Source organism: Streptomyces sp. PA03-3a (assembly GCF_033792735.1).
In the GTDB taxonomy this organism is placed as follows: domain Bacteria; phylum Actinomycetota; class Actinomycetes; order Streptomycetales; family Streptomycetaceae; genus Actinacidiphila.
Genome location: NZ_JARAVM010000057.1, coordinates 25,317 through 36,054 on the forward strand (window position 1 = coordinate 25,317; position 10,738 = coordinate 36,054).

The window sequence follows — 10,738 nt, forward strand, 5'->3', positions numbered from 1 at the left end:
CGAGGAAGGCCGGGGGCGATGGGAGCGGGGAGCGAAGAAGACCCCCGAACCACTCCAGGACATACGTAAGGGGCCCCCACTAGAGGGCCCCTTACGCTGCAAAATCTCCGACGTCACCGTCGGGACGACAGGATTTGAACCTGCGACCCCTTGACCCCCAGTCAAGTGCGCTACCAAGCTGCGCCACGTCCCGGTGCCGACTCGTACCGGGTTTCCCACCCGGCCGACCGCGCACGAGAACAATACCGCACGTCGGCGGGTGCTCGCTCGCACCATTCCCGCGGCACGCCGGGCGCCGCCGCGGCGGGGTGCCCGGCCCGGATGAGTAGCCGTACTCATGTGGCGCGGGCCCGGGCGGCCGATGCTTCAGGCATGGCGAATCCGATCCAGCAGCAGAACACGGCGGCCTACTCGGCGCAGGCCGCGATCTCGTTCGCCGTCGCCCTCGGGGCGATGGTCGTGGGCATCGCCTACCTGCCGGTCGGCCCGTGGGTGCGGGCCTTCCTGGCGGTGGGGCTGCTCTACGTGGTGACCTCGGCGTTCACGCTCGCCAAGGTCGTCCGCGACCGGCAGGAGGCCGGCCAGGTGACGAGCCGGGTGGATCAGGCGCGGCTGGACAAGCTGCTGTCCGAGCACGACCCGTTCAAGGTCGACGGGGTGTAGCCGACTCGTCGCCCAGCAGGTACCGAGCGCCGGGCCCCCTGGCGGCGGCGGTGTCGTCCGGGTTGTACAGGGCGCACTTGCGCAGGGAGAGGCAGCCGCAGCCGATGCAGCCGGTGAGGTTGCCCTTGAGCCGTTCCAGCTCGGCGATCTGCTCGTCGATGCGACGGGTCCAGGTGCGGGCTACGGCGTTCCACTCGGCGGCGCTGGGGGCGCGGTCCTCGGGGAGCCGGGCGAGGGCGGCGCCGGCCTCCTCCAGCGACAGGCCGACCCGCTGGGCGGCCCGGATGAACGCGACGCGGCGCAGCGTCACGCGGGGGTAGCGGCGCTGCCCGCCGGCGGTGCGCTCGGAGCGGATGAGGCCGAGGACCTCGTAGTAGCGCAGGGCCGAGGTGGCGAGACCGCTGCGCGCGGCGAGCTCGCCGATGGCCAGGCGGTCGCGGCGCAGTGCGGGGTCGTTCATGGCACCGAGCGTAGCGCTTGACCTCAAGCCGACTTGAAGTTGCAACCTCGACTCATGACTCCGACCAGTGCGGACACCGCGTACGGATACGACGACCTCCGGCGGCTGATGTCGCTGATGACCGGCGACGAGAAGCACGGGCCCGCCGCCACCTCCACCCTCGACGTGCTGTGGGTGCTCTACGACCGGGTGCTGCGGGTGACCCCGGGGACGGCGCAGGACGCCGGCCGGGACCGCTTCCTGCTCTCCAAGGGCCACGGCCCGATGGCGTACTACGCGGTGCTCGCCGCCAAGGGCTTCCTCCCGCAGGAGTGGCTGCCGGGCTTCGGCTCCTTCGGCTCGCCGCTCGGCCACCACCCGGACCGGTTGCTCGTGCCGGGCGCCGAGATCGGCTCCGGCTCGCTCGGCCACGGGCTGCCGATCGCGGTGGGCAGCGCCCTGGGACTGCGGGCGCAGGGCCTGACCGACGCCGCGGTGTGGGTGCTGGTCGGCGACGCCGAACTGGACGAGGGCAGCAACCACGAGGCCGTCGCCTTCGCCGGCGCCACGGGACTGGACGGCCTGCACGTCGTCGCCGTCGACAACACCTCCGCCACCTACCGGCGCCCGGGAGGTCCCGCCTCGCTGTTCGCGGGCGAGGGCTGGTCCGTGACGAGCGTCGACGGCCGTGACCACGAGGCGCTGTACGAGGCGTTCACCGCACCGCACCCCGGACGGCCGCACGCCGTCGTCGCCCGAGTCGAGCCCAAGCGGTGACCACCGCCCCGAGCCGAGGAGACCTTCCGATGGACACCATGCGTGACCGCTTCACCTCCGTCGCCTCCCGTCTGCTGGACGAGGACCCCCGGCTGGCCGTCGTGCTGGCGGTCATCTCCGGGGACCGTTTCACGGAGGCCGCCCGCCGCCACCCCGACCGGGTGATCGACGTGGGCATCCGCGAGCAGCTGCTGGTCAGCGTCGCGGGCGGGCTGGCGCTGACCGGGCTGCGGCCGATCGTCCACACCTTCTGCAGCTTCCTGGTGGAACGCCCCTTCGAGCAGGTCAAGCTGGACCTGGGGCACCAGGGCGCGGGCGCGGTGCTGGTCAGCTCGGGCGGCTCGTACGACATCGCCGCGGGGGGCCGCACCCACCAGGCCCCGGGCGACGTCGCGCTGCTGGACACCCTGGACGGCTGGACCGTGCACGTGCCCGGCCACCCGGACGAGGCCGAGGCGCTGCTCCGGCACGCGGCGGCCGACGACGACCACCGGGTCTACGTACGGCTCAGCGAGCAGTCCAACCGCGACGCGCGGCCCGTCTCGCCGGGCCGGTTCCGGGTGCTTCGCGAGGGCCGGGCGGGCGTGGTGGTCGCCGTGGGCCCGCTCCTGGACGCCGCGCTGGAGGCGGTCGCGGACCTGGACGTCACGGTGCTGTACGCCTCCACGGTGCGCCCCTTCGACGCGGCCGGACTGCGGGCGGCCGTGGCGGGGGCGGACGCGGCGGACGTGGTGCTCGTCGAGCCGTACCTGGCGGGCACGTCGGCGTCGTTCGCGGCCGAGGCGCTGCTCGACCTGCCGCACCGTGTCCTCGCGCTGGGCACCGCCAGGGAGGAACTGCGCCGGTACGGCACCTGGCAGGAGCACGTGGCCGCGCACGGCCTGGACGCCGCCGGGCTGCGGGCGCGGATCAGGGACTTCCTGGCGGGCTCCCGCCGCCCTGCGGGCCTCGCGGGGCAAGGCGTCCGCTAGCTCCAGGGGAGCTCCGCGCGGTGCCGCCAGTACGCCGGCGCCGGTTCGGCCAGGGCTGCCAGCCGGGCCAGTTGCTCCGCGTCGAGCCCGACGGAGGCGGCCCGGGCGTTGGCGGTGACCTGGCCGGTGGTGGCGGCGCCGGAGAGCACGACGCCGGCCCAGGGGCGGCGCAGGACCGCGGCGAGCGCCACCGCGTCGGGCGTCGCACCGGTCTGGGCGGCCACCTCGGCGAGGGGGGAGTCGGGATCGGCCGTCGCCAGGCGCCCGTTGGCCATGGCCTCCTTGACGATCACGGTCAGTCCTGCGTCGTGGGCCTCGGCCAGGGCGGGCCCCGCGGAGGGCTCCATCAGGTTGTAGGTGGCCTGCACGACGCTGAACAGGCGCCGTCCGTCCACCGTCACCTTGAGCGCCGCGCGGATCGCCTCGGCCTGCAGCGGGCCGCTGGTGGACAGCCCGACGGCCACCCCGTCGGCCGACAGCCGGGCGAGGCGTGCGTGGAGGTCGCGGTCGGCGAGGGCCGGGCTGTCCGGTGTGACGGAGTGGATCTGGTAGAGGTCGAGCCGGTCGCCGAGCAGGGCGCGGGTCTCGGCGATCTGCCGGTCGTAGGTGGCGGCGGCGTGGTCCTTGACCTCGTGCACCTCGGCGTCGGCCCGCCAGCCCGCCGTGTAGGTGTAGCCCCACTTGCTGCCGATCAGCACGTCGGCGGCCTCGGGGTGGGCGTCCAGCCAGCCCGCGAGGAACTCCTCGGCCAGGCCGTAGGAGCGGGCCGCGTCGAAGTAGCGGATGCCGAGCGCGTAGGCGGTGTCGAGGACGGCGTGGGCGCGGTCGCGCATCGCCTCGACGGTGCGGTCGGCGGGCAGGTCGGCGGCGCGGCCCAGGTCGATGTAGGCGGGACGGCCGACGGCGGCGAGGCCGAGACCCAGCCGGGGCAGGGGGGCGGTGACGAGTCGTTCGAAGGGCACGGTCGCCACCGTACTCCCGGTGGAGTACGCCGATCCGGTGCCTGAGGCGGACGTCGCGGGTGATCACCGGAATGCATAGTGGGAGCGTCACACCCGTCGTCCCCGTCCGAGGATCACGCATGCGATTCGCCCTGCCCAGGACCTGGCGCACACGGCGCCGGCTGGCGGCCGGCGCCGCCGCCCTCGCCCTGCTCGCCGGTGGCGGCGCCGTCACCCTCGCGACGGCCGACTCCTCCGCACCCGTGCGCCGCCAGGACCGCGTCCTCTCCCTGCCCGAGGCACCGGGCAGCGCCGCCGAGGTGCGGATCGACACCTCCTACTTCACCTCCGGCGGGTCGGCGCCGCGCCCGGCGGTGCTGCTCGCGCACGGATTCGGCGGCAGCAAGGACGACATGAGGGCCCAGGCCGAGTCCCTCGCCCGCGGCGGCTACGCCGTGCTGACCTGGTCCGCGCGGGGCTTCGGCGCCTCCGGTGGGCGGATCGGGCTCAACTCCCCCGACGCGGAGGTCGCCGACGTCTCGCGGCTCGTCGACTGGCTGGGCCGGCGCCCCGAGGTGCTGCGCGACGGCCGGGACGACCCACGGGTGGGCGTCACGGGGGCCTCGTACGGCGGGGCCGTCTCGCTGCTGGCCGCCGGGTACGACCGGCGGGTGGACGCCATCGTGCCCGCGATCACCTGGTGGGACCTGGGTGAAGCGCTCTTCCCGCAGGGCGTGTTCAAGAAGCTGTGGGCGGGGATCTTCTTCTCCACGGGCTCGCGCGGCGCCACGTGCGGCTTCACCCCCGAGCTGTGCGCGATGTACGACCGGTCGGCCGTCGCCGGACGCCCGGACGACGCCACGCTGCGGCTGCTGACGCGCTCCAGCCCCTCCTCGGTGGCCGGGCGCATCAAGGTGCCGACCCTGGTGGTGCAGGGCCAGAACGACTCCCTCTTCCCCCTGGACCAGGGCGACGCCATCGCGCGGGCCGTCGCCGCGAACGGCGCGCCCGTGGCCGTCGACTGGTTCTCCGGCGGGCACGACGGCGGCGACCAGGAGACGTCCAGGATCGAGGCGCGCACCGCGGCCTGGTTCGACCGCTGGCTGAAGCGGGACAAGGCGGCCGACACCGGTCCGGCGTTCCGCGTCACCCGGACCGGAGGCGTCGACACCACCGACGGCAGGGCGGTGCGCCGGGGCGCGGACGCGGACGCGTACCCGGGCCTGGAGGGCACGCGGACCCGGACGGTCCCGCTCGGCGGGCGCGCGCAGACGGTGGCCAACCCCGCGGGCGGCAGCCCGCCCGCGATCTCGGCGGTGCCCGGCGTGGGCGCGCTCTCCCAGCTCTCCGACCTCGGCCAGGGGCTGTCGCTGTCCCTGGACTTCCCCGGTCAGCGCGCCGCCTTCGACTCGGCGCCGCTGAGCTCGGCGCTGCGGCTTACCGGCGCCGCGACGACACGCGTCACCGTCGCCACGGACGCGCCCGCGGGCGCGGTGCTCTTCGCGAAGCTCTACGACGTGGCCCCCGGCGGCAACGAGACGCTGCCGCACCAGCTGGTCGCACCGCTGCGGGTCGCGGAGGACGGCACGGTGCCGGTACGGCTGCCCGCCGTGGACCACGAGTTCGCCGCCGGGCACCGGCTGCGGCTGGTCCTTTCCACCACCGACCTGGGCTACGCCTCCCCCGTCGCGGCCGCCACGTACCGGGTGTCCCTGCCCGAAGACGCCGCGCTGACCGTGCCGACCGACCCGGGGCTGACCACCGGTCAGGGCGCGCTGCCCGCCTGGGTGTGGCTGCTGCCGGTTGGCGCGCTCGCGCTGGCGGCTGCCCTGCTGCTGACCGGCCGCCGCCGGGCCGGCGCCGTGCGGCAGGCGCCGGACCCGGCCCTCGCCGGCGTGCCCCTGGAGATCTCCGGGCTGTCCAAGCGGTACCGCGGCGCGGCGGACCGCTACGCCGTGCGGGAGTTGTCGTTCCGGGTCGAGCGGGGCCAGGTGCTGGGGCTCCTCGGCCCCAACGGCGCGGGCAAGACGACCACGATGCGCATGATGATGGGCCTCATCCGGCCCGACGCGGGCGGCATCCGCGTGTTCGGCCACGCGATCCGGCCGGGTGCGCCCGTGCTGTCCCGGGTGGGGGCCTTCGTGGAGGGCGCGGGCTTCCTGCCGCACCTGACGGGGCGCGCCAACCTGGAGCTGTACTGGCGGGCGACGGGCCGGCCGGCGGCCGACGCCCACGTCGAGGAGGCCCTGGAGATCGCGGGCCTCGGCGAGGCACTGGAACGCGCGGTGCGCACGTACTCGCAGGGCATGCGGCAGCGGCTCGCGATCGCACAGGCCATGCTCGGCCTGCCCGACCTGCTCATCCTCGACGAACCCACCAACGGGCTCGACCCGCCACAGATCCGCGAGATGCGCGACGTGGTGCGCCGCTACGCGGCCGCCGGCCGTACCGTCCTCGTCTCCAGCCACCTGCTGTCGGAGGTCGAGCAGAGCTGCACGCACCTGGTCGTCATGGACAAGGGGCGGCTCGTCGCCGCCGGTCCGGTCGGCGAGATCGCCGGGAGCGGGCAGGCGCTCTTCGTCGGCGCGCCGGGCATGGCCGGTGAGCAGCGGGAGGCGGTCGCCGCGAAGCTGTCGGCGCTGCCCGGTGTCGAGGCGGCCGAGCCCGCGGACGGCGGGCTGCTCGTCCGGCCGGGCGCGATGACCGTGCCGGAGCTGCTGTCCGAACTCCTGCGGCTCGACGTGCCGGTGGAACGGGTCGGCCCGCACCGCCGCCTGGAGGACGCGTTCCTGACCCTGATCGGAGGTCCCGCGTGACCGAGACCCTGGAACTGGCCGAGGGGTACCGTCCGGGCCGCACGCTCCCGCTGCGGGTCGAGGCGGTACGGCAGTTGCTGCGGCGGCGCACGCTCGTCGCCTTCGGCGTCGTGCTCGGCCTGCCCGTGATCGTGTGGGCGGCCTTCGCCATCGGCGGCACCCCGCGGGGTCGCGACTCCGGCCCGACGATGATGGACGTGGCCACCGCCTCCGGCGTCAACTTCTCTCTGGCGGTGCTCTTCGTCTCCTCCGGCTTCCTGCTGACGATCCCGGTCGCGCTGTTCTTCGGCGACACGATCGCCTCGGAGGCCAACTGGTCGTCCCTGCGCTACCTGCTGGCCGCCCCGGTGCCCCGCGCGCGGCTGCTCGCCTCCAAGGCGCTGGTGTCCCTGGTCTTCAGCGCGGCCGCCGTGCTGGCGCTGCCCACGGTGGCGCTCGGCGTCGGCACGCTCGCCTACGGCTGGGGCGACCTGGAGCTCACCACGGCCGGCGCGCTGCCCCCGGGCACCGCGACGGGCCGGCTCGCGATCGCCGCCCTGTACGTCTTCGTCGGCCAACTCGCCGTCGCGGGCTTTGCCCTCTGGCTCTCCACGCTCACCGACGCGCCGCTGGGCGCGGTCGGCGGAGCCGTGGGCGTCGCGATCCTCTCCAACATCCTGGACGCGATCACGGCCCTGGGCTCGCTGCGGGACATCCTGCCGACGCACTGGCAGTACGCCTGGATCGACGCGCTCCAGCCCCGGCTCGAGTGGTCGGGCATGCTCAAGGGCACTTCGGTGTCGCTGTCCTTCGCGGTGGTGTTCGTCGCACTGGCCTTCCGCGGCTTCCGGGGGAAGGACATCGTGTCCTGAGGGCGGGGCGGAGCCCTGAGGCGGGCGGAGGGTGGAGGAGCCGGCGTACAGCGTGCTGCTGACCGGGGCCGGGAACGCCGTCCGGAAGCTCGACGTCGTACGGGCGCCTCGGTCCGTCAGAGGGCCCAGCACCTGGCGGAGCAGGCGACTGCCGGAGTCCGTACCGCTCGTGGTCCTGGAGGATGTCTCGCTGCGGGTCGCCGAGGAGGCCGCGCGGCGGCTCGAGGCGGCCGGGGCCGGCGCCAGGGGTGCGCCGCACATGGAGCGGGTGCGTCTTCGCCCCCGGCTCCGGCCCTGGTGGCGAGCCGCCGTGCACACCGCCCGACTGGTCGGCGCAGGGCTGCCCGCGGCGCGCCGCTCCCTCCGCCGCTGAGCCGTCAGGCCGGGCCGCCCACCGCCCCGGCGGACGGCACCGGGGCGTCGGCGGACGGGTCGGCGCCCCAGGCCGCGGCGCACAGGGCCCGGGAGAGTTCGTCGGAGTAGACGGCGGCGGCCAGCCAGGCGAGGGCGAAGCGTTCGGTGTCGGCGGGCAGCAGGCGGCCGAAGGCGTCGCGGCCGCGGTCGGCGGCGGCGCGGTGGAGGTCGTCGATCAGGTCCGCGGCGGTCGGCAGGGCGGCGCGGCGCAGCCGCCGGGCGTCGGGGGCCGAACTCGCGGGCAGGGCGAGGACCCGGCGCCCGCCGGAGGCGGCCTGGTGGACGCGGCGGAGCAGAAGATGGACCGGGGCCTCGTCGGGCGGGTCGGGCGCCGGCAGGGGGACCGCCGGTGCGGCGGTGGGGAGGTCGGCGCGCTGCAGGCGGTCGAGTCCGGTGTCGACGCGGGCCTCGGGGTCGGCCGGGTGGCTGGTGGCCAGCAGCAGCGCGCGGGGGTGCGGGGCGGGGTCGAGCCGGGCGATGACGCGCAGCCGGGTGCCCGGCGCGTCCGCGAGCAGCCGCAGGTTGTCGCGGTGGGGCAGCGCGGGGTGGTCGTGGGCGGCGGCGAGCCGGATCGTCAGGTCGCCGCACCGGGCGAGCAGGCAGTCGCCGCCGGCCTCGCGGACGGTGCCGGCGAGGGTGACGTCGAGGAACAGCAGGCCGTCGCCCGCGCCGAGGGCGCGCACGGCCTGCTCGGCGACGGGCACCCGCCACAGCCGGTTCAGGGGCTCGGCGGTCCAGGCGGCGCCGGATGCCCGTACGGCGCGGACGGCGGCACCCGCGCCGAGCCGGCCGGTGGGCGAGACCGTCGCGCCGGACACGGCCAGGCCCGCGCGGGAGAGTTCGCGGTGGGTGAGGGCTGTGTCGCCGATGCGCACGGCCCGGTCGGCGGCGCCCGTCGCGCGGCCGGGGCCGCCGGGGGCGACGTCGGAGACGGTGCAGAGGCGGCCGTCGGCGTCGGTCGTCCAGGTGACGGCGCCCGCGTAGCCGCTCGCGGTGAGGACGGGCTCGGAGAACAGCCCGTACAGCCGCAGCGAGCCGTCGGGGGTGTACGGCTGCCGGGCGGTGCCGCGCACCGCGGCCAGTTCGGTGCCGGTGGCGTGGGGCACGCGGTGGGCGGTGCCGAGGAGTTCGCGGAGCGCGGCGACCAGGTCGGCGAGGCGGTGCCCGGGGTCGTCGGCGCGGGCGGCGCGCAGCCGGGTGACGACGGAGACCGCCGCGGCCGCGGCGCGGGGCATTCCGGCCAGCCGCGCGGAGTGCGCCGCCCTGAGCAGTTCGGCCTGGACGACGGCTCCGGAGCCGTCGACGCCCGCGTCGAGTGCGGCGGCGCCCGCGGTGCGCAGGGCCCCGGCGGCGGCCCGCTGCTGCGGGGTGGCGGTCTCGGGCTCGGCTGCGGGCGCCTCTTCCCCTCCGGGTTCCGGCAGGGCCGACCCGGCTGCCGGCCCGGGGGCCTCGGCGACGGGTGCGGCCGAGGCGGCCGCGGCGCGGTGCAGGCAGTCCGGGGCGAGCAGGCAGCCGCAGCGGACGTCCTCGGCCCGGGTCACCGTGCCGCCGGGGGCGCGGAGTTCGAGGTCGGTGTCGTCGTCGACGGCGATCCGCACGGTGTCGCCGTCGACGGCGGCCGGGCGGGCCGCGAGCTTGGTTACCGCGGAGTCGAGGCGCTTGCGCAGCCGCGGCGAGAGGGCCTCGACGAGTTCCGCGGTCACGGCGGGCGCGACCGGGGGGAGTTGCTGGTTCACCTGATCTTCTCCCCTACCCAGCGGGCGAGTTCGAGGGGGCTGAGGGCGGCGACCGGCATGCCCGCGGCGACGAGCTGCCCGGCGACGCCGGTGGAGTAGCGGGGGCGCCCGGCGTCGTCGAGGCTGGCGCAGCCCAGGACGTGGCAGCCGGCTCCGACCAGGGCGCGGACCTCGGCCAGGAGGCCGCCGAGCGGATACCCCTCCTCGAAGTCGCTGACGACCACGACGAGGGTGCGGGAGGGCACGGTCACCAGTTCGCGGGCGTGCCGCAGCCCGGCGGCGATGTGGGTGCCGCCGCCGACGCTCACCTCCAGGAGGAGGGAGAGCGGGTCCGCCACGTGGTCGGTGAGGTCGATGACCTCGGTGGAGAACGCCAGGAAGTGCGTGGACAGGGCGGGCACCCCGGCCAGGACGGAGGCGGTGAGCGCGGCCCAGATCGTGGAGGCCTCCATGGACCCCGACACGTCCGTCACCAGGATCAGCCGCCAGTCCGCGGCCCGCTGCGCCCGGGCGCGGAACACCGGCCGCTCCGGGATCACCTGGACGGTGCCGTCGGGAGCGCGGCGCGCGGTGGCCAGGTTCGCGCGCAGCGTACGGGCCAGGTCGAGGCCGCCGCCTGGGCGCCTGCTGGGCCTCGGCAGGGCGGTGCCGTGCAGCGCCGGGCGCAGCCGGGTGGCGAGTTGGCGGGTGAGTGCCTCGACCAGACGCCGTACGAGCGGGCGCAGCGCGGCCAGCCGGGCCTCCGGCAGTCCGCCCGCGTGGCGCAGGACGGTCCGCAGCAGGTCGACGGAGGGGCGCACGCTGTCGGGGTCGAGTTCGGCGACCGCGTCCTTGCGGCCCGACGCGGCGGCGGTCGCCAGCACCTCCTCGCGGATGCCGGGCCCGAACAGCGCCGCCAGTTCCTCGGACCACTCGCGCACCCCGGGGTAGGGCGCCTCGCGGCCACCGCGGTCGCCGGCCGCGCCGTGGCCGCCGAGGTCGCCGCGGCTGCCCTCCCCCCGGCCGTGGCCGTACAGCTCGTCGAGCGCGGTGGCCAGGGCCGCGGCGGAGGGCGGCAGCCGGTCGGCCCGGCGGCCCAGCACGAGGCGCCACCGGTCGGCGGGCGCGAGGGTGGCCGCCGCGGCGTGGGC

The 10,738-nt window shown here is 76.2% G+C and carries 10 protein-coding genes and 1 tRNA gene; 6 read left to right on the forward strand and 5 right to left on the reverse strand.

Going from position 1 to position 10,738, the window contains the following annotated elements:
- Window positions 1-119 precede the first annotated feature (119 nt).
- Window positions 120-193: transfer RNA gene (locus PV342_RS38180), tRNA-Pro, on the reverse strand.
- Between the two features lie 179 nt (window positions 194-372).
- On the opposite strand from PV342_RS38180, the gene PV342_RS38185 reads away from it, so the two are divergent.
- Entirely contained in the window at window positions 373-663 is a 291-nt protein-coding gene (locus PV342_RS38185; RefSeq protein WP_026251357.1) for a YiaA/YiaB family inner membrane protein, read from the forward strand.
- On the opposite strand, the gene soxR is transcribed toward PV342_RS38185, so the two are convergent.
- Window positions 644-1,123: a redox-sensitive transcriptional activator SoxR gene (gene soxR, locus PV342_RS38190; RefSeq protein WP_500320752.1), complete on the reverse strand. Its 480-nt coding sequence runs from the start codon at window positions 1,121-1,123 to the stop codon at window positions 644-646. The two genes, PV342_RS38185 and soxR, sit on opposite strands and share 20 nt — an antisense overlap.
- Before the next feature lie 54 nt (window positions 1,124-1,177).
- Between soxR and PV342_RS38195 the strand changes: the two genes are divergently transcribed.
- Window positions 1,178-1,879: a thiamine pyrophosphate-binding protein gene (locus PV342_RS38195; RefSeq protein WP_400807059.1), complete on the forward strand. Its 702-nt coding sequence runs from the start codon at window positions 1,178-1,180 to the stop codon at window positions 1,877-1,879.
- A 29-nt stretch (window positions 1,880-1,908) separates the two neighbouring features.
- Complete coding sequence (locus PV342_RS38200) at window positions 1,909-2,850, forward strand: transketolase family protein (protein WP_500320754.1); 942 nt, start codon at window positions 1,909-1,911, stop codon at window positions 2,848-2,850.
- Here the strand turns inward: PV342_RS38200 and PV342_RS38205 are convergent.
- Complete coding sequence (locus PV342_RS38205) at window positions 2,847-3,812, reverse strand: aldo/keto reductase (protein ID WP_500320756.1); 966 nt, start codon at window positions 3,810-3,812, stop codon at window positions 2,847-2,849. The genes PV342_RS38200 and PV342_RS38205 overlap by 4 nt on opposite strands.
- Before the next feature lie 119 nt (window positions 3,813-3,931).
- Between PV342_RS38205 and PV342_RS38210 the strand changes: the two genes are divergently transcribed.
- Genes PV342_RS38210 through PV342_RS38220 form a run of 3 tightly spaced genes read left to right on the forward strand, consistent with a single transcriptional unit; the run spans window position 3,932 to window position 7,831 of the window.
- Window positions 3,932-6,607 carry an alpha/beta fold hydrolase gene (locus tag PV342_RS38210; RefSeq protein WP_500320758.1) on the forward strand — a complete coding sequence of 892 codons (2,676 nt, stop codon included), beginning with the start codon at window positions 3,932-3,934 and terminating at the stop codon, window positions 6,605-6,607.
- Window positions 6,604-7,458 (forward strand): ABC transporter permease, encoded by an 855-nt coding sequence (locus PV342_RS38215; RefSeq protein ID WP_361011684.1) that lies wholly within the window; start codon window positions 6,604-6,606, stop codon window positions 7,456-7,458. The genes PV342_RS38210 and PV342_RS38215 overlap by 4 nt, the downstream gene beginning before the upstream one ends.
- A gap of 31 nt (window positions 7,459-7,489) precedes the next feature.
- A complete protein-coding gene (locus PV342_RS38220) occupies window positions 7,490-7,831 on the forward strand; it encodes a ribosomal protein L7/L12 (RefSeq protein WP_500320761.1) in 342 nt (113 codons plus the stop codon).
- Window positions 7,832-7,835: 4 nt separating this feature from the next.
- Here PV342_RS38220 and PV342_RS38225 read toward each other — a convergent pair whose 3' ends face one another.
- Window positions 7,836-9,608, reverse strand: coding sequence for a hypothetical protein (locus PV342_RS38225; protein WP_500320763.1), 1,773 nt, complete (start codon window positions 9,606-9,608; stop codon window positions 7,836-7,838).
- Window positions 9,605-10,738: VWA domain-containing protein (locus PV342_RS38230; protein WP_500320765.1), on the reverse strand; the 1,134-nt coding region annotated here is incomplete at its 5' end. The genes PV342_RS38225 and PV342_RS38230, both read right to left, overlap by 4 nt.

Excerpts from the sequence above, each read along its gene's own strand:
- PV342_RS38185 (WP_026251357.1), top strand. The coding sequence starts at position 373 with ATGGCGAATCCGATCCAGCAGCAGAACACGGCGGCCTACTCGGCGCAG.
- soxR (WP_500320752.1), bottom strand. The coding sequence starts at position 1,123 with ATGAACGACCCCGCACTGCGCCGCGACCGCCTGGCCATCGGCGAGCTC.
- PV342_RS38195 (WP_400807059.1), top strand. The coding sequence starts at position 1,178 with ATGACTCCGACCAGTGCGGACACCGCGTACGGATACGACGACCTCCGG.
- PV342_RS38200 (WP_500320754.1), top strand. The coding sequence starts at position 1,909 with ATGGACACCATGCGTGACCGCTTCACCTCCGTCGCCTCCCGTCTGCTG.
- PV342_RS38210 (WP_500320758.1), top strand. The coding sequence starts at position 3,932 with ATGCGATTCGCCCTGCCCAGGACCTGGCGCACACGGCGCCGGCTGGCG.